This window comes from Labrys monachus (genome assembly GCF_030814655.1).
Taxonomy (GTDB): Bacteria; Pseudomonadota; Alphaproteobacteria; order Rhizobiales; family Labraceae; genus Labrys; species Labrys monacha.
On record NZ_JAUSVK010000001.1, the window covers coordinates 5,821,204 to 5,840,366 of the forward strand.

Annotated in this window: 12 protein-coding genes; 5 read left to right on the forward strand and 7 right to left on the reverse strand. The window is 65.6% G+C overall.

Features of this window, described 5'->3' with window-relative positions; translation table 11 throughout:
* Positions 1-88 precede the first annotated feature (88 nt).
* Positions 89-1,057 (forward strand): AraC family transcriptional regulator, encoded by a 969-nt coding sequence (locus tag J3R73_RS26595; RefSeq protein ID WP_307434369.1) that lies wholly within the window; start codon positions 89-91, stop codon positions 1,055-1,057.
* Between the two features lie 317 nt (positions 1,058-1,374).
* The gene (locus J3R73_RS26600; protein ID WP_307434372.1) at positions 1,375-3,459 is read left to right on the forward strand and encodes a 3'-5' exonuclease; all 2,085 of its coding nucleotides are present in this window, start codon (positions 1,375-1,377) and stop codon (positions 3,457-3,459) included.
* A gap of 3 nt (positions 3,460-3,462) precedes the next feature.
* On the opposite strand, the gene J3R73_RS26605 is transcribed toward J3R73_RS26600, so the two are convergent.
* From J3R73_RS26605 to J3R73_RS26635, 7 genes are all read right to left on the reverse strand, one after another.
* Positions 3,463-6,399, reverse strand: coding sequence for a DEAD/DEAH box helicase (locus J3R73_RS26605; protein ID WP_307434375.1), 2,937 nt, complete (start codon positions 6,397-6,399; stop codon positions 3,463-3,465).
* A gap of 62 nt (positions 6,400-6,461) precedes the next feature.
* Positions 6,462-7,847 (reverse strand): EH signature domain-containing protein, encoded by a 1,386-nt coding sequence (locus tag J3R73_RS26610; RefSeq protein ID WP_307434378.1) that lies wholly within the window; start codon positions 7,845-7,847, stop codon positions 6,462-6,464.
* Positions 7,844-8,749 (reverse strand): OmpA family protein, encoded by a 906-nt coding sequence (locus tag J3R73_RS26615; protein ID WP_307434380.1) that lies wholly within the window; start codon positions 8,747-8,749, stop codon positions 7,844-7,846. The genes J3R73_RS26610 and J3R73_RS26615 overlap by 4 nt, the downstream gene beginning before the upstream one ends.
* 24 nt (positions 8,750-8,773) lie before the next feature.
* Entirely contained in the window at positions 8,774-10,729 is a 1,956-nt protein-coding gene (gene zorA / locus J3R73_RS26620; protein WP_307434382.1) for an anti-phage ZorAB system protein ZorA, read from the reverse strand.
* A gap of 370 nt (positions 10,730-11,099) precedes the next feature.
* Complete coding sequence (locus J3R73_RS26625; protein WP_307434383.1) at positions 11,100-12,647, reverse strand: FGGY-family carbohydrate kinase; 1,548 nt, start codon at positions 12,645-12,647, stop codon at positions 11,100-11,102.
* 74 nt (positions 12,648-12,721) lie between these two features.
* A complete protein-coding gene (locus tag J3R73_RS26630; RefSeq protein ID WP_307434387.1) occupies positions 12,722-14,368 on the reverse strand; it encodes an alcohol dehydrogenase catalytic domain-containing protein in 1,647 nt (548 codons plus the stop codon).
* A gap of 12 nt (positions 14,369-14,380) precedes the next feature.
* A complete protein-coding gene (locus J3R73_RS26635; RefSeq protein WP_307434390.1) occupies positions 14,381-15,268 on the reverse strand; it encodes a MurR/RpiR family transcriptional regulator in 888 nt (295 codons plus the stop codon).
* A gap of 295 nt (positions 15,269-15,563) precedes the next feature.
* Here J3R73_RS26635 and J3R73_RS26640 point away from each other — a divergent pair, with 295 nt between their 5' ends.
* The 3 genes from J3R73_RS26640 to J3R73_RS26650 are packed head-to-tail and all read left to right on the forward strand — an operon-like array spanning position 15,564 to position 19,150.
* Positions 15,564-16,505: an ABC transporter substrate-binding protein gene (locus J3R73_RS26640; protein ID WP_307434392.1), complete on the forward strand. Its 942-nt coding sequence runs from the start codon at positions 15,564-15,566 to the stop codon at positions 16,503-16,505.
* A gap of 54 nt (positions 16,506-16,559) precedes the next feature.
* A complete protein-coding gene (locus tag J3R73_RS26645) occupies positions 16,560-18,128 on the forward strand; it encodes a sugar ABC transporter ATP-binding protein (protein WP_307434395.1) in 1,569 nt (522 codons plus the stop codon).
* A gap of 14 nt (positions 18,129-18,142) precedes the next feature.
* Entirely contained in the window at positions 18,143-19,150 is a 1,008-nt protein-coding gene (locus J3R73_RS26650; RefSeq protein WP_370880018.1) for an ABC transporter permease subunit, read from the forward strand.
* Positions 19,151-19,163 lie beyond the last annotated feature (13 nt).

The window sequence follows — 19,163 nt, forward strand, 5'->3', positions numbered from 1 at the left end:
CTGTGTGCCGGGTTTCGCAGCGAGCCTTACCGCGACCAGCTCAGACTTAGACCTGACAGCGTGTACTTTCCATGCTAGAAAGTCCGACATGCTTGACCGTTCGTCCAAACCCAGCGTCGGCAACCTCCCCGATCCTCTCAGCGAAATGTTGCGAGGGCTTCGGCTCGACGGCGTCGAATACGGCAGATGCCGGCTATCCGAGCCCTGGTCAACGTCGTTTCCGGCGGAGGACGCCGCTCGCTTTCATTTCATATCGACGGGGGCGGCCTGGCTGCAGACCCCGGGCGGGGACTGGCTGGAATTGCGGCCGGGCGATGCGGTGCTGTTACCGCGCGGCAATGCGCATGTAATTGCCAACGCCCCGGGAATTCCGCCGCAGCCATTTGAACGGTTCGATCGCAAGGAGGTCTGCCAGGGCGTGTTTGACGTCCAGTGCCCCGATGGCTGCGGCGAAACCGTGGCGTTGACGGCCTCGATGCGCTTCAACATCGACAAGCTTCACCCCTTGCTGCAGCTGATGCCGGATGCGATGTTGACGAGCGATCTCGCCAGGAATGATCCGGCGATCCCTCATTTGCTCGACGCCATGGCGCGCGAGGTGGAGTTGGACCGGGTCGGCGCAGGCGGCATACTCGCCCGCCTTGCCGATGTCCTGACCGCAACGCTTATTCGGACTTGGGTCGAGCATGGCTGCGGCGAGACGACCGGCTGGATCGCAGCGGTCCGCAATCCCGATATCGGCCGGGTGCTGGCGGCGATCCATCTGGAGCCGGACCGGGATTGGAGCCTTGCGGAGCTTGCGCGGCTGATGGGCGCGTCGCGCTCCGGATTTGCCGAGCGGTTCCAGAAGGTCGTCGGCGATACACCGGCGCGTTACGTGGTGCGTGTGCGCATGCATCAGGCGCGCCAATGGCTGGGCGAGGGAATGCGTGTCTCGGTGGCAGCCGACCGGCTCGGTTACGATGCCGAGGCCTCTTTCAGTCGAGCCTTCAAGCGCATCATCGGTGCGCCGCCAAGCCACTTCCGCAAGAGGGCAGACGCACAGCAATCGGAGTAGGGTCTCCTTGTCACTCCGCCGAGTTTTCAATTGTCCGACGCCGATATCTTGGATAGACAACAGTGCGTTCGTCAAAGAGCGCCTGCGGCGTCCTGTGTATGTTAAATAGAGCGCATCGCAGCCCCAATCGAGCTAATTGTATGGTGAAGGATTTCGGTCTGTTGTGAGCCGCCGTTCACAGCTGACACGGTTCTTTGAGTTGCCTGAGATTTACGACGCCAAGGACGCGTGTGCAAAGCGGCGCTTCTATGCGAGTGGCGGCGGGCGAGCGTAGGAGCCGCCATGACCCAATACATCAAGAAATGGTTTGCCTGAGCATGGCGGCTACGATCGGCACTCCCACAATTGATCCCTATGGCGGTCTCGACGGGACCCAGCTCTGCTTCGTACGAGCGCCAGAACGCGACATCCGCCTACTCGCGCCTGCAGGCAGCGGTAAGACGTTGTCGCTGCTGCATCGCTGCGCCGAGCTTCACCGCCGTGCACCGGGCTCGAGGTTTCTCATCGTCTCGTTCACGCGCGCAGCGCGCGACGAGCTGAAATCGAGGTTGAGCGGCGAGAAATTCGCGGGGGTGGCCGCGCGCGCAGACGTCGTGACCCTCAATGGCTGGGGCCATCGCCGGCTCAAGGCCCTTTCGGCGTCGCCTCGCCTGCACGTGTCCGAATTCGAACGATCCACCATGGTCAAGACCATCCTAGCGCCGGCCTGGACCGCCGTGCCGGCCCTGGAAAAGGGCATGAAGCACCAGCCCTTCAAGCTACCCAAGCTGTTGGCCGGTCTGCTCGACATGATGAAGACGCTCGGCTTCGACCATGAGGACGGTTCGCTACGGATGGCCGATGACCGGCTGAACGCATTGGACGGACTCGGCCTGCTTCCTCTTCTGGAAGAATACATAGTGCGGCTGGAGGATCTGGGTGTGCTTACGACTCGCCGCTGGGAGCCGTTCCTTGAGGTTGCGCTGCCCTTTTTCAACAATGCCTGCACGCAGCAATTCAACACCAGCACGTTCACGCTCGAAGACCAGAAATACGGTGCCTGGCTCGACCAGCGGCGCCAGCTCGCCTCCGGACATGAGATGGCCAAGGAAGCGCGCATCACCGAGATCCTGGTCGATGAGTTCCAGGACATCAACCCGCTCGACCTGGCGCTCATCACGACGATTGCCGAGCTGAACGGGTCCGCCCTGACGATCGTCGGTGACGACGACCAGGCGATCTTCGAATGGCGCGGCGCCGCACCCGACTTCATCCTGGAGCCGAATCGCTATCTCGACCGGCGCTTTGCTACCTATATTCTGGAGAAGAACTACCGCAGCCCCCGCAACATCGTGGAGAAATCGGCAAGGCTGATCGCCCACAACAAGCGGCGCGTCGCCAAGGCGATGCATCCGGTGTCGACCATCGATGCGGTTGTCGACATGCACAATGGCGCAACGTTTCTCGATTCGGTCGAGAACGTGCTTTCGGAAATCCGCGCTTTCGTCGGCAGGAAGACGCCCGGCGCGCGCATGGCGCTTCTCTCGCGCAAGCGGGCGCAACTGATTCCGTATCAGATCCTGCTGGCGCGCGACGACATACCCTTCTGCGCGGCGGAGGATCTCCATCTCTTCCTCTCCGAAACCTTCGACCGTCTGCTCGGTGCTCTCCGGACGCGGACGATGGCAGGGCTCGGCGTCGCGGTGCCGACTATCGTCGACGACGTGATGGCCCTTTGCAACTCCGTGCAACGCTACCCGCTGCGCCGTGCCGAGGCCGACGCGATGGCACGCCATATCCGGCAGATTCGCCCCAAATCCTATGATGCGGCCATCGATCAGCTCGAAACCTACGATGGACCGATCCGCGGGCAGAGCGACGAGGGGGCGACGGCGGCGAGCTTTGCCGTCAAGCTGCGCCAGCTCATCCACGCCCCGACGGTGCGTGCGGCGGTCGAGGCGCTGCAGAATCTCTACTCCGGCTTCCGGCAGGACTATGGGCGTAGCACCGAGGATATCTTCCTCGCCGACCCGCCCTTCTTCTACCTCGTCGAATTCTCCGAGCGATACGGCGCCGATTTCCAGGCATTCGTCGACGATCTCGAAAAGGCGAAGGATACGCTGGTCAGACTGCCGGGCATGGATGGCGACGGCGACAACGAGATATGGAAGAAGCCGGTGCACCTGATGACGGCGTTGCGCGCCAAGGGACGCGAGTTCGACACGGTCGTCATGCTCGACGTCGTCGATGGCATCTGGCCGCTGCGCTCCGCCAATGACGAGCGCAAGCTCGAAGGCGAGCGCCGCCTCTTCTACGTCGCCATGACGCGCGCACGCAAACGGCTGATCCTCACGGCCTCGACGCGCATCGGCGACAAGGTGACGATGCCGTCGCCATTCCTCGCCGAGGCCGCACTTCCCTGAGCCTCAGGCTTTGCCGACCGTCTCACCGAACAGCGTCCGGACATCGCCATCGGCGACCGGCGGCATGAGCATGTTCCGCGACAGCTGCCGCTTGCGCTGCAAAAGCTCGTCAAGCTTAACGTCGAAGGATGCCTCGCCGAAATGCGGGTGCACGGCGATGGGAACATGCACCGTCACCGGCTTCAGCTGGCCGATGCGGTAGCAGCGATCGTTGCACTGGTCCTCGACCGCGGGATTCCACCAGCGCGACAGGTGGATGACATGATTGGCTGCGGTGATGGTCAAGCCGACGCCGGCTGCCTTGGGCGACAGCACGAGCATGTCGAACGGCGCGGGCGAGGCCTGGAAGCGCTCGACGATCTCCAGCCGCTTCTCGCCGGGTATCTGGCCATTGATGATGGCCGGCTGCCGGCCGAGGTCGAAATGCGTCGCAACGGCAGCTGCGAACAATGCCTGGACCTCGATATCCTCGATGAAGACCAGCGCCTTCTCGCCAGACGCGCACACCTCCTTGAGCACGTCGACGGCGTGACGCATGCGCGCCGACTGCGCGAACCAGCGCCCTACCGACGCCCTGTCCAGCGGGTCGCACTCGCGCGCGCCACTCGGATGCAGCGAAACGCCGCGAAAGGCGTGGATCGCCCGGAGCATGTCTCCTTGCGTCGCCCCGCCGGTCTGCGCCTTGCGCACCGCATCGCTGTAGGCCTCGGCCTGCTCGGCTGGCATCACGACGCGTTTGGACTTGATCTCGCGTTTGGGCAGGCCCTCCAGGATCTCCGTCTTCATCCGTCTCAGCAGCACCGGCGGGGCGCGGCCTTCCTGCTGAGGCCTGTCGAGCTTTTCCTTCAGGCGCTTCAAATCGTCTTCACCGCCCTCCTCATAGGTCGAGACAAAATCCTTGAGGCTGCCGAGATAGCCCGGCACGACGCGGTCCATGATGCACCACATGTCAGCGAGCCGGTTCTCGATCGGCGTGCCGGTGAGGCCGAGCACGAAATCGGCGTTCATCGCCTTGGCCGACTGCGTATTGATGGCCCCCGGCGACTTGATCTTCTGCGCCTCGTCGAAGACGGCAACGCTGAAAGCGACCCGCGCGAAAGCACGGTGGTTGTCGGCCAGAGTCTCATAGGTGGTCAGCACCCAGTCCGCCTTGCGCAGTTCATCGACATGGATGGCCGTCTCCGGCGTCCAGTGCTCGTCCTTCGGGCCCTTGAGATGGCGCAGCGACGAGCCGAAGGCGTCGACGCGCTCGCCAAGCGCCTCTGCTCCGAGATGCCGGCTCGCCTCGTCGATCCAGTTGCGCAGCAGGGCCGTCGGCGCGACGATCAGCACCGGCTTGTTCTGCGCGCCACGGCCGCCCCCCAGCGCCCTGCGATTTGCCCTCACCCAAGCCAGGAAGGCGAGCGCCTGGAAGGTCTTCCCCAGGCCCATGTCGTCGGCGAGCAGCACGCCCGGCCAACCGGCGCGGTAGCAGGCGACGAGCCAGTCAAAGCCTGTCGTCTGGTGCGGCTTCGGCGGTGTCAGGACAAGGGGCGCCAACGGAAAGCCGGCACCGACCGCGGTAACGCGTGGCGAATAGGAAACGGCAAATTCCTCACCGTTGAGGTTCTGGCTGATGACCAGTCGTTCATCGGCATCGACGCCTGTTTGAGAAGACGAAGCCGGCTCGGCATGCGCCATCTCCACTTGATACTCCGGCGGCGGTTCCGCCATACCGCCATTGCCGAACCGGTCAAAGCCAAGCTGCTCGAAAGTGTCCTGGACATCGGCAACGCGGAATGTCCGGCCTTCAACGGTGATCTCGGCTTCGTTGCTGGCGTCGGCGCGGCTGACTTCCGCCTTCAGCGTCTGGAAGCCCTCACGGTCGAGATCGATCACTTCGTTGCCGATACGGCAGGGGAAACGTTCGGGCAGCCATTGGCCGGATTTGTTCTTCAGCCATGGGACCGGCGGCGGCTCCCACAAGCCGAGCCCCAGCACGCGCGCGGAATATTGCCAGGTCTCGACCAGCAGCGACAAGGACGTTTCGTCGCTATCGCCGCCGATCGCTGCGGCGATCTCGGCCCGCGGATTCTTCAGGAAGGCAATGCGCTCGGCCTTCGGCGCAGCCCGCTTTCGGCGGATGACGTCGAGCGCCGTCTTCAGCGACGGATCGAGGACGAGGAAGACGTTGCGATCGAGCTCATAGGCGTCGCGGCTCTTTCCCGCACCGGCAAAGATTTCGCGGGAGAAACGCTGCTGCAGCGGCCGGGGCAGGAGCGCGTCCGAGACGAGGTCGAACTGGGCCGGTGGCGCTTCGCCGTCCTCGCCGGGCGCCGCAGCCTCGTCTTCGAGAGTAGCGGCCTTCTCGCGTCCCATGACGACAGGAAAGAAGTCCGGCCCGGAGGCGGTCTCGACGACGTCGAGCGCCACCGCGCCGGCCTGATAGACGGTCAGGCTGGTGAGATAATGGTCGTTGCTGCGCAGCTCGTCGGCGGTGGTGCGCTTCAGCGCCGCCTGCACCACGCCCCAGGCGGCGATGCGGGCATCGGCGTCCCTGCCCTCGGTCTGATTGTAGCCGTCGATTGCCTCGGCAAGCGCATAGAGCGGTGCGGAGAGGCGGCCTTCGACCGCGCCCCATCGGGCCAGCGCGCCGACCCTTTCGATCCGGATCTTCCTGTCGGCCTCATCGTACCAGCTGGCACGGATGCGGGCCCTCGTGTCGGTCATGATGCCTTCGAAGGCGAGGGTGATCGACAGCGTGCCGAGCGGCGGCAGGCCGGCGGCTTCGGCCACGGTCGCCGGCAGCGAGGCAACAAGCGCATGGGGCAGCAAAATGCCGCCGTCGCGCTCGAAACTCGCGCCGGTCTCGACGCCGGGGAGCAGGAAACGCGCGGCCGCGCCCTGCCTGCCGTCGGCAGTGGACCAGTCTTTTACTGGGACCGCCTGCCAGCTAAGCAAGCGCCGCTGCCGTAACCTCAGCAGAACGCCGTCTGACTGGACTTCATGGACGAAGGACGCTTTCACATATATTCTCGCGGATTAAATCGCTCGCCGGACATTTTATGGATTTGCTTGGCCGCCTTATGCTGCCAAGCACTCTCTCCCGTGTGCCGCACGTGGGTAATTTCTTCGACCGGTGCGTAGCGGTTTCCCAGCCGAAGATCATCCGCGCCGTAATGCGGTTCATAGAGCTTTGGCGCTCCCACCCGCGTCGCATCCACCCAGAAACGGCATTTGCCGTTGAAACTCCATTCGGCGCACACGCCTCCCCCGATTCTGAGCAAAAGCACGGCGTGACCGGCCTGGACGCTGCCGCTGCCCGGTGAGAAGCGGCCGAACCGGGCGTGGCTGCCGAATCGCCGGCGCGCCTCGGTGGCGCCATGGCCGTCGAGCACGACCCAGGCTTCGGAGATGACGCCCCTCGAGTGCATCGCTTCCCAGAATTTGCGCCGATAGGGCCAATTCTCGTTGGGATTCACGGCCGCGACGACGTCGAGGAACTGACGTAGCGCCTGCTCGGTCAGCCAACTGATGGCGACATCGCGTGCCGCGGGGATGCCGACCCAGTTGCCGCTCTTGGTCCGCGGATCACCCAGCCCTTCCAGAGCGATCAGTAAATCGAGCGTGCGGTCCTTGATGGTCTTCTCCGCCTCGCGCCCGACATAGGGCTGGAGCAGGGCGTTTGCGACCAGATCCTTGTGGGTGGGGAAGTTCAGCTTGTGCGTGTCCGTTTTTACCGCAATGCGCTTGATGAACTCCAGGCGCTCCAGCGCCGCCATTCGCTTGTCTTCGGCAGCGCGTTGCAGGACCTGGCGCGCGCAGGGTTCGATATACCCACCAGCCAGAACCTGCTGCAGAAGCACGCCGTTCTCCTCCAGGACCGCGCCTGGAGATTTCCTCTCGGCGAAAGCCGCATCGCCAATGAGACGGGGCCCTTCGTTCTGATCGAAGATGCGCAGCTTGCGCTGGAGACCGACGAAGGGGTCGCCCATGACCGAGGTGACATCACGCAGCACATCGGCGACGGTGGCAAATCCCGGGCCACCAGCCTGGAAGCTGATCAGATAGGAGAAGGCTAGAGCACGCGAGGAAGCCTTGTGCCGCAGCGCCCGGACCTGAGCCAGGAAAGCCCTGAGCAGATCGGGCTCCTTGGCAATCGCGACGCGTGTGCCCCACAGGCACCATGCACCATCGCGCGCCTGCGCTTTGGTCAGGCGTTCACCGCGGCCGAGCATCGTCTTGAGCCGAACGGCGATCTCCTCATAATTCTTAGGGCCAGGGAGATCACCCTGGCCTTCCGGAAGCTTTCGCGCGAGCCGCAGAAGGGACGGCTCCGTCAACGGTGGCGTCGACGGACTGTGCCGGACTAAAAGCTCCTTAATCGCGTCCTTGAGAAGTGTGCTCACCGGGCGCCACTCTGTGAGTGTTCCGCATCGATCAATCCCGCGCGGGCGGATTCCTGCAGCGCCTCGACTTGGCCCCTCATTTGCTCAAGCAGGTTCGTCACCTGGCTGAGGCGCTCTTCCCGATCGGCCTCCATGACGAAACGAAGGTCGATGCGTCGATTGTCTTCGTCGCGATCGGTGGCAGGACGGGTGTCGGCGTAGCCCGAGACCGACATGACTTCCACCTTGTGGGAATTCAGCAGCTTATGAAGGTCAGAATGTTTCTCGACCATCGTTCGATAGGTATTGACCGCTCTGGCAGTCGACAACGGCCAGTTCAACTCAGGCCCACCATTCTTGTCGGTGTGCCCCTCGATGAAGACCGTCTCTAACCTGTAACCACTTGAAGGCTGCGCACATCCACCATCCCTACGACATTCGACATACGCAGGTAGAACATCGAGAAGTACCTGCGAGACCCTGTCAACGTTTACGGAGGCGGCCGCATCGAGCGCGGCGCTGGCCGTCTTGAAGTGCACGGCATTCTCGTTCAAGCGCAGCACGCCAGTGTTTTGGTCGATGGTCACTTTCACGCTAACGGCTTCGAGCCGTTTCTGCACTTCTTTCAACAATCCATTTCGTGCGTTGTCGGCCTTTCGAATTTCGCTCACGGCATCATCGATGCGCCCCTGGAGCGCCGCGATCTGCCGCGCCAGTTCCTGCGCTTTCTCGATCTGCTCCCGTTGCTGTTTCGTCAAAGTTTCGCTCTGATCGGTTTGCTTCTGGAAGTTCAGGGCAAAAACCATCAGCATGATGATAAAAATGAAGAGGATTCCCACCATCATGTCAGTCATTGACACGAAATAGTTCTCATCTTCCTCAACGTGAGTACCTGTATGCTCATCGGCGTCGGCCGCGATCATGATTCTGCTCCGCCTGCCGCAGTCTTATTCCGCTTCTTCCATTGGTCTGTTCTTCTCCAGGCTGTCGGCAATGGATTCCGCACTATCCGAAATGCTCGCCAGCATCGGCGACATCTTCTGGATGGCCTCGGTCAGCCCCTGATCAACCTGCCGCACATGATCGCGCAAGCGCTGTTCCTGATCGGAGGTAGACTCGGAGAGCGCTTTGACCGCTTTCGCGAGCGCCGTATCGACATCATCGAACTTGCTGGAGAAGTCGCGCCAGAAATCGTTGGTCGTGGTATTGGTGGCTTGGAGGTCCTTCGCCAGCGTCGCCATCTGGTCCTTGGCGCCATTCAGCGTCTCCAAGGTCGCTCCCACGCTCGCGGCCAGTTTTTCGCTGGCGCTGCTGAACTTGTCGCCGACATTCATGAGCGGCGCCGTCGCGGTTCGAACGCTACCCGCGCTTTCCGCAAAGGCCTGCGCAGTGTTTCGCGCCTCGGCAGAGGCGCCTTCGAGCGCGACTCTCTGACTCGCGAGCGCCCCTTCGATCGCCTGCATCGATCGCGCCAGTTCACCGAAACGCGCGCCAACGCCAATGATCTGCTCGTCGAGCTTGCCCATCACATTACCCATCGCAGATTCGAGCTTTGCCGAGGCGCCCCCCGCAGCCGCGCCCAGCGCCGTGTCCAGATCGGCATTGGCCCTTTCCATCGTTTGGCGAAGCGTCTCCACGACCGCTGCCAGTGAGTCTCGGCTCTGGGTCGAACTCGTTTCAAAGCTTTGGCCAGCACGCTCCACCATGCGATTGAGGTTGTCGGCCGCTTCGGACAACTTGGCAGCGAACTGATCACCGCTGCCGCGCACGCCCGTCTGCATCTCGACCATCGACATCTGAAGCTGCTTCAGCGTCGCCGCGAGTTCGCGCATTTCTGCACCGGCACCATGCTGCAACGACTCGGCAAATGAACGTGCCATGCTCTCGACGCCGCTTTGGCTGTTCGTCGTAAGGCTGCCGACTGCGCTGCCAATTTGATCTGTGATTGGCGTCATCGCATCGCTGATCGCGGCATTGAGGTGCGGTGCGATCTCGGACCCCATGCGTGCGAAAAAGTCACCCTGGGTGATGTCCTTCAGCTGGACCAACTGGTCCTGCATGGTACGGCTCATCTCAATCGCGATTGATTGCGGCGCGTGATACAATAAGCCCCGCTCCAGCGCGGCATTGAAGCGGTAAAATGCGCTTTCGATCAACACGAAGAACCAACGGAAAACGATCGAAAGGATGATCGAGGCGCCGAGCCCGGCGATCGAGGTCGAGAACTTGAACGTCGCGATCTGCAGCAGTTCGCCCATCTCCTTGGCCATGACGGTGGAGTCACCTGCCGCAGCGGCAGCGCCTGCCTTATGAAGGGCGAGCACAAGACCGATGAAAGTCAGCAGCAAGCCGATGCCGACGAAATAGCCCGGCACGGCATTCATCATCTTCAGGCCCGCCAGCCTCTCGCGCGCTACACTGATGTTGAAGAACACCTGTGGTCTCACAGTATTACCGATAGCGTCGGTACTGTCAGTATCAACAAGTGTCTCTTCGAACTCGATCCAGGAATGACCGATGAGCCATTGGCGTGACAGCCGCTGGCGCAGCCGCTCGAAACCTGATGCGAACGCCCTACGCACCTCCTTGTCGTTCCTGCCGTTGCCAACAGCGGCTCGGACCAGATTTCGCGCTCGTGAAAGCACGAAGATGACAGGCGCGACATGAAATAAAAGAAAGGATACTGCCAGCCCCACGCCGGAGGAGAATATTATCCCCGCTAAAGAATAGGCAAATTCCGGCCTGCTTATTTCATCAACGTTGCCTGAAACCGCATCTAAAAACCGACCATAGACAATCTTAAAATTTATGAACGAAAATATAAACTCTGCAGAAAATACAGTGGCAGCAGTTACCGACCAAAAAAGTACGAATCGTATAGCCGCAGACAAGAACTCACGCATGCCTTATTTCCCCCGCCCGATTACATTTTAGGCTCATCGTTTTCGTGGGCGCAAGAGTTTCGGCGCGTGCCGTCGGTCTACCTGGTGTCCACCTGCTCGCATATATGCAGACCAGTGGATCCAGCATCGTGTAGCAAACATAACCGCACACTGCCGAAATGAAGGGACGAGGCTTTGCTCGCCGAAGCCCCAGGGATCCAAGTGCCTGCCATTTTGCGTTTCGCCGCCGACGGCGACCGGCCGGCCACCGACCCTCGCGGCGATTTCAGCCAAGATGGTCAGCCTCGGCCAGCCGGAATTGCCGCCGGTGACGGCGTGGATCTTCTATGGCGCGCTGTGGCACGCCGGTGCCCTGAGAGCCCTCACGCCGTCATGCCCGTTCAATCCTCGCAAGCTCCTCGAAGAAGCCGGCCGACTGGTCGAGCAGGCGGGCATAGAAGGCGGCATACTCCCCGTAGAGGGCCGCGTTGCCGGGGGAGGGATGGGTGAGCGCGCCGTCGGTCTTGACGAAGCGGCGCGCGGTGGCGGCGATGTCGTCGAACAGGCCGACGGCCTTGCCGGCGACGATGGCGCTGCCGAGCGTGCCGAACTCGTCCCGGTCGAGCCGGCCATAGTCGAGCCCGAGAATGTCGGCCTTGATCTGGCGGAAGGCCTGGCTGCGGGCGCCGCCGCCGATGCCGAACACGCGCGTGGGCTCGAGGTCCGGCGCCAGGGTCCGCACCGAGCGCAGATAGAGCGCATATTCGTAGCCGATGCTCTCCATGATGGCGCGCACCATATGCGCCTTGCCGTGCTTCCAGGTCAGCCCGACGAAGGCGCCGCGCATGTCGGTGTTGTTGGGCGTGTTGCGCCCGCCGAGATGGGGCAGGAACACCAGCCGGTCGGAGCCGGGCGGCGCGGTCTCGGCGAGGGCGGCCAGCTCGTCATAGGGGTCGCGGCCGGCGGACAGCCACCCCTCCTTCTCGGCACCGCACATCGCGTCGCGGAACCAGCGCAGGTTCAGGCCGCCGCCCGCCACATAGGCCATGGCGTAATAGAGCCCGGGCACGACATGCGGGCAGGTCATCAGCGCCCGGTAGGCGGTATCGGTGGCGAAACGGTCGATCACGATGGAGAACACCGAGGCGGTGCCGGCGGCGTCATACACCATGCCCGGATCGACGAAGCCGCCGCCGAGCACATTGGCAGCCTGGTCGCCGCAGCCGGCGGCGATGGGCGTGCCCTCCACCAGCCCGGTCGCCTCGGCGGCGGCCCGCGTCAGCCTGCCGACGATGTCCCAGGGCTCGACGATGCGGGGCAGCTTTTCCGCCGTGAGCCCGAATTCGGCGAGCAGATCGTCGTTCCAGCGGTTGTTCGCGGTGTCGGCGAAGGTGGAGAAGTTGAGATAGGTGCGGTCCATGAAGGCGTCGCGGCCGCGCAGGCCGGCCATGCGGCCGGCGACATAGGCCGCCGGCTGGACGAAGGCGCGGATGCGGCTCCAGGCCTCGGGATGCTCCTGCTGCCAATAGAGGATCTTCGGGCCGTGATTGTAGGACGGCGCGCAGCCGGAAGAGCGCAGGATCTCGGTCTCCTGCTGCTTGAGGCGCGGCAGGAAGGCGGCGCAGCGATTGTCGAGCCAGGAATCGTAATGGGTCGGCGCGTTCCAGTCGTCGTCCACGGTGCAGACGCCGGCCATCTGGCCGTCGATGGCGATGGCCGCGACGTCGCTCCCGCGCACGCCGCTCTTCGCCACGGCGGCGCTGATGGTGCGCAGTACGGAGCCCTCGATGTCGTCCGGGCGCTGCTCCACCCAGCCGGCCTGCGGATAGATCAGCACCGATTCCTCGAAGGCCGAGCCGAGCAGCCGGCCCGCCTCGTCATAGAGGCCAGTCTTGGTGCCGGTGGTGCCGATATCCACGCCGATCACGCAATGGGCCATTGGCGCCCTCCCGTTTCGTCTTCTTGCCGGACGCCGGTCATCCGGCGCCCTTCGTGCCGTCCGCCCCGGTCCCGTCAGCCCTCGACCAGGCGGCGTTCGTCGTCCGGCGTCCAGCGCGTGCCCTCGGCCGCGGCCGGGCGCAGGCCGGCGATGCGCGTCACCGGCAGATCGAGCCGGCCGGGATAGATCGCGATCTTGCCCGACACGCGCCCCTCGCTCACCGCCGCGAGGGCTTCGGGCAAAGCGCCGAACCCCGCCACGGCCTCGAGGTTGCCGGACAGGTCGAGCGAGCCCTCCACCACCCGGTCGAGCACGGCGATCTGGTCGGCCACCGTCGAACCGGTCGAGCCGGTGAAGCGCGCGCCCTGCGAGGCGATGCGCCCGAGCGGCAGGCGGCAGGCCTTGCCGAAGGCCATGCCGGCGAAGAGCACCAGCAGGCCGTCCGGCTTCATCATCGCGGCTCCCCGCTCGATCGCCTCCACCTCGGGCGCCACGACGGCGACGTCGTCGCATCCGTCCGGCGCGAGGCGGGCGACCGTCTCCGCCACCGCGTGGTCCTGCGCGACCACCAGCCTCTTGCCGTGCCGGCGCGCCAGCGGGCCGAAATCGGCCTCCAGGCTGGCGCAGCGGTCCGCCTTGCGCGAGGCGGCGATGACGGTCGCCGGCCCGTCCGCGAGTTCCAGCGCCCGGTGGACATGGATGCGGCCCATGGCGCCGCCCGCGCCCAGGATCAGCATGGTGCCGCCGGCCCGCGGGGCGAAGCGGTGGCGGGACGGCGCGAACGCCTCGGCGACGGAGGGGCCGGGGGCGCCGAGGAAGGACAGCTCATGATAATGGATGCGGGCGGCATCGACGACGACCGGCGCGGCCTCGGTCGCGGCGCCGACGAGCGCCATCAGCCCGCCGCGGGCCAGGCGCGGCACCAGACGCTCGATCGCGGCGACGTCCGGCCGGCCGAGGACGAGAATGTCGTCATAGGGCTGCGCGCCGGCCGGCGCGGCGAGGAAGGCGTCGAGCGTGGCGAAGGCGCCGGCGCGCCGCGGGCCGGCCCAGGCCTCGGCCGCCTCGCCGCCGCCGACCAGCGTCACCGCCGCCCCCTCCGGGCATGCGACGTCCAGCGCGACGGCGTCCGCGCCGGCGAAGCCGACGACGAGCAGGCTGCCGCCGGGCTTGAGCACGGTGCGGCAATTCGGGCGATAGGCGGCCTCGACGCAGGAATAGGGCTCGAGCATGGCGATGATCGCCGCGCTGATGTCTGCGGGCACCGGGAAGACATAGGGACCCGCTCCCGCCAGCACGCGGGCATCGAGCCGGATGAACTGGGCGAAGGCGCCCGGAAGGTCCATGCCGACGGTGCGGCGCACGCCGTCCACCATGATCGCCGGCTGCAGGCCGAGGCGGTCGCCCGGGCGGAAACGGTCTTTCCACCGCTCGCCGACGTCGCAGACGGTCAGCGCCATCTCGTGGCCGAGCACCGCCGGCGAACGCTTGAGGTCGCGGTCGGCGAACAAAGGATGGGCGGCGCCCATGCGGATGATCTTGATGTCGGAGGAGCAGATGCACACGGCGTCCACCCGGGCGACGATCTCGTCCGGCCCCGCCGCCGCCTGCGCCTCCTCCACATAGCTCCCGTCGACGCCGATGTCGCTGATCTCGCCGCCGGCAAACGGCCACAGGCGGTTGAGGGACGGCAGGGCGGCCCGTTCGATCTTCTCTGTCATTCCATTCCGCATCTATTTCAGCCGGCTCCTGACGATGACGGCATCGGTGTAGTCGAGCCGTGCCAGCGCTCGCTGATGGTCCTGCACGGCGACGAGGGCGTAGAGGGCGTCCATGGCGGCGAGCTGCGCCATCTTGGACACCATGGATTCATACATGCCCTCCCCGCCCGTCGGCTCCGGCGCCGCGCCCGGCGTGAGGAGGACGGCATCGGCGCTGCGCGCCAGCGGCGAGCCGGCGGCGGAGGTGATGGCGATGGACGGCATGCCGAGGGCGGCCGCCTCGCGCACGGCCTCGACGGTCGAGCGGGTGCGGCCGGACTCGCTGATGCCGATCGCCACCGCCCGCCCCGCCAGTCCGGCGACCGAGAACATCTGGATGTTGGCGTCGCGATTGTAGACGCAGGCCTTGCCGATGCGCAGGAAGCGCATGACGCCGTCCTCGGCGGCCAGCAGGGACGAGCCGACGCCGAAGAAGACGAGCGTGTCATGGGCGGCGACGAGATCGGCCGCCCGCTGCAGCTGAACGGGATCGAGGCTGATGCTCGCGGCCTGGATGATCTCCGCCTGGCGCCGCGCCACCTTGGCGATGATCGCCGCGGCATCGTCGCCGGGCGCGATGCCTTCATAGACCGACGGCTCGCCGGTCCGGTTCGCGCCGACCGACCGGGTCAGACCTTCGGCCAGCATGATGCGGAAATCCTGGTAGCTCTCGGCCCCGACCGCGCGCACGAAGCGGCTGACCGAGGATTGCGACACCCGGCAGGCTTCCGCCAATTCCTTGATGCTCATGGCCTTGGCCTCCGAGGTACGGTCGAGCACCAGGTCCGCGACGCGGCGCAGCGTCGGATTCAATCCGCCGCGCAAGGCATCGATCCGCCGCGTGATTTCCGTCCCCTGCATACCCGCCTCTACCGCCAGCCAGACTGCGCCCTGCTTAACCGATTTCACGCCCCCTCGCTTGGTAGTAACTTTCTTGCACGATGTGATGCAAGGAAATTTTATGCCTGGACGGGCGTGGTGACCGATGTTAGCGTTCCTGCCAATGGCTGGTGCCGAGGCGCCGGCCAGACGGAATCTCGCGGGGAGCGGGCCGGCGGCAACGACCGTGCGGCAACGACCCCACCGCGTCGGAGAAGCCGGCCGCGTCGCCGGTTCTCCGGGCGGCACAAGCCGGAAACAAGGGAGGAAACGGATTATGCGTCAGAGCTTTTTGCGGACCGCGGCGGCAGCGACGGGCATCGCCCTCGCGGCCTCGGCGGCGTCGGCAGCCGAGGTCTCGAAGGTCGGGATCACCGTCGGCTCCCTCGGCAACCCCTATTATGCAGTGACGAACGGCGCCATCCAGGACACCGCCGCCAAGCTGACGCCGGGCGCCGAGGTGACCGCGGTATCGGCCGACTACGATCTCGGCAAGCAATTCAACCAGATCGACAATTTCATCGCCGCCGGCACCAACATCATCATGCTCAACGCCGTCGATCCCGTCGGCATCCAGCCGGCGGTCGACCGGGCCAAGGCGGCCGGCATCACCGTCGCCGCCTTCGACGTCACGGCCAAGAATGTCGACGTCACCGTGATGACCGACAATGAGGAAGCCGGGCGGCAGGCCTGCCAGTACATCGTCGACAACCTGCCCGGCGGCAAGGGCGACGTCATCATCGTCAACGGGCCGCCGATCTCGGCCATCGTCGACCGCGTCAATGGCTGCGAGAAGGTCTTCGCCGCCCATCCGGACATCCATGTGATCTCCAGGGACCAGAACGGCCAGGCCTCGCGCGACGGCGGCCTCGCGGTGACCCAGAGCCTGCTGACCCAGTTCCCCAAGGTCGACGCCATCTTCGCCATCAACGATCCGACCGCCATCGGCGCCGACCTCGCCGCGTCCCAGCTCCACCGCAGCGAGTTCTTCATCACCTCGGTCGACGGCTCGCCGGACGCCATCCAGGTCATGAAGGGCGGCAAGTCGCTGATCCGCGCCACCTCGGCGCAGGCGCCCTATCACATGGCGTCCGAGGCCTACCGCTACGCGGTGGAGATCGTCGGCGGCAAGAAGCCGCCGCAGCAGACGATCCTGCTGCCGCCGACGCTGGTGACGACCGCCAATATCCAGTCCTATCCGGGCTGGGCCGGCAAATAGGCCGGCAGGCCAGTCCGCGGGCAGCCGGCTTCGTCCGGCCGCCCGCGCGACCCCATGACGGTGCACGGAGGCGAGACGGTGCGACAGGAGACGACGCCGGTCCTGGAAATGCGCAACATTTCCAAGACCTTTCCCGGCCTCAAGGCGCTGAACGGCGTCAGCCTCGCGGCATGGCCGGGCGAGATCCATGCGCTGATGGGCGAGAACGGCGCGGGCAAGTCGACCCTGATGAAGATCCTGTCCGGCGCCTATGTCGCCGATCCCGGCGGCGAGATCGTCCTCCGCGGCCGGCCCGTGACCATCGCCGGGCCCCTCCACGCCAGGGAACTCGGCATCGCCGTGATCTATCAGGAATTGTCGCTGGCGCCCAACCTCACCGTCGCCGAGAACATCTTCCTCGGCCGGGAAGCGCGGACGGCCGGACTGGCGGACCGCGCCGCCATGGCGGCGGGCAGCCGGGAAGTGCTGGCGAGGCTCGGGGCGGGCTTCGGGCCCAAGGCCCTCGTCGGCTCGCTGTCGCTGGCCGAGCGGCAGCTGGTCGAGATCGCCCGGGCGATCCACACCAAGGCGGAGATCCTGGTGATGGACGAGCCGACCACCGCGCTGTCCTCGCGGGAGACCGACCGCCTGTTCGACCTCATCCGGCGCCTGCGCGACGACGGGCTCGCCATCATCTACATCTCCCACCGCATGGCGGAGATCTACGAACTCTCCGACCGCTGCTCGGTGCTGCGCGACGGCAGCTATGTCGGCACCCTGTCGCGCGACGAACTCTCGGCCGAGCGCCTCGTCCGGATGATGGTCGGCCGCGACATCTCCGGCTTCTACAAGAAGGACCACGCCGCTTCAGGCGGGCGCGGCCCGGCGGTCCTGGAGGTCGAGGGCATCACGGACGGGCGGCGGGTGAAGCCGTGCACGCTGGCGCTCCATGCCGGCGAAGTGTTGGGCATCGCCGGGCTCGTCGGCTCCGGGCGAACGGAGCTCGCGCGGCTGATCTTCGGCGCCGACAGGCGCGCGGCGGGCACGATCCGCATCGGCGGGCGCGCGGTCGCCATCGCCGGGCCGCAGGACGCCATCCGGGCCGGCCTCGTCTACCTCACCGAGGACCGCAAGGCGCAGGGCCTGCTGCTCGACATGTCCGTCCTGGACAATGTCAACCTGATCGTCTGCAGCCGCGACGCCGGCCCCGCCGGCATTCTCGACAGCGTCCGGGCGAAGGCCCGCGCCAAGGCGGCGATCTCGGCGCTTTCCGTGCGGGTGGGGCATGAGCGCGTGGCCGTGGGCTCGCTGTCCGGCGGCAACCAGCAGAAGGTCCTGCTCGCCCGCCTCCTCGAAGCCAAGCCGTCGGTGCTGATCCTCGACGAACCGACGCGCGGCGTCGACATCGGCGCCAAGTCGGAGATCTACCGGATCATCGACCAGCTCGCCAAGGCCGGCATCGGCATCATCGTGATCTCGAGCGAGCTGCCGGAGATCATGGGCATCGCCGATCGGGTGCTGGTGATGCGGGAAGGCGCCATCGAAGGCGAGGTCGGCGGCGACAGCGGCCTGCCGATCACGCAGGAAGCAATCATGAATTTCGCCGCCGGCCTGCATGCCGGGCCGGCACCCGTCCAGGCTTGAGGGTGGAAACAACGATGAGCGGCCCCGACAACATGTCCGTCCAACCGGCAGCAGCCCTCGCGCCGGCGAGCCGCGAGCAGTCCTTCCGCGGCCTGGTGCGCGCCCTCGGCATGCTGCCCATGCTGATCATCCTGTGCGTGGTGTTCGCGCTGCTGTCGGGGCGGTTCGCCTCGCTGCAGAACCTCTCCATCGTCGCCCAGCAGGCCTCGATCAACACCGTGCTCGCCGCGGGGATGACCTTCGTGATCCTCACCGGCGGCATCGACCTCTCGGTCGGCTCGATCCTCGCCGTCTCGGCGATGGTGGCGGTCATGAGTTCGCTGCTGCCGGACATCGGCCTGATCGGCGTTCCGGCCGCGCTCGCCGCCGGCCTCCTGTTCGGCCTCGCCAATGGCGGCTTCATCGCCTTCCTGAAGCTGCCGCCCTTCATCGTCACGCTCGGCTCGCTCACGGCGGTGCGCGGCTTTGCCCGCCTGCTCGGCCACGACACCACGGTGTTCAACCCGGCCCTGCCCTTCGCTTTCATCGGCAATGGCTCGATCTTCGGCATCTCCTGGCTCGTGGTGATCGCCCTGGTGGTGGTCGCCGCCTCGTGGTTCGTGCTGCGCCGGACGGTGCTGGGCGTCCACATCTACGCCGTGGGCGGCAATCCGAGCGCGGCCCGGCTGTCCGGCATCAAGGTCTGGCGCATCCTCCTGTTCGTCTACGGCGTCTCCGGCCTCCTCGCCGGGCTGGGCGGGGTGATGTCGGCGGCGCGCCTCTATGCGGCGAACGGCGTGCAGCTCGGCCAGTCCTACGAACTCGACGCGATCGCCGCCGTCATCCTCGGCGGCACGAGCTTCGTGGGCGGCATCGGTTCGATCTGGGGGACCCTCATCGGCGCGCTCATCATCGCGGTGCTGACCAACGGGCTGATCCTGACGGGCGTCTCCGACGTCTGGCAATATATCGTCAAGGGCCTGATCATCATCGTCGCCGTGGCGCTCGACCGCTACCGCCTGATGGACGCGGGCCGGACCTGATCGCGCCCCCGAG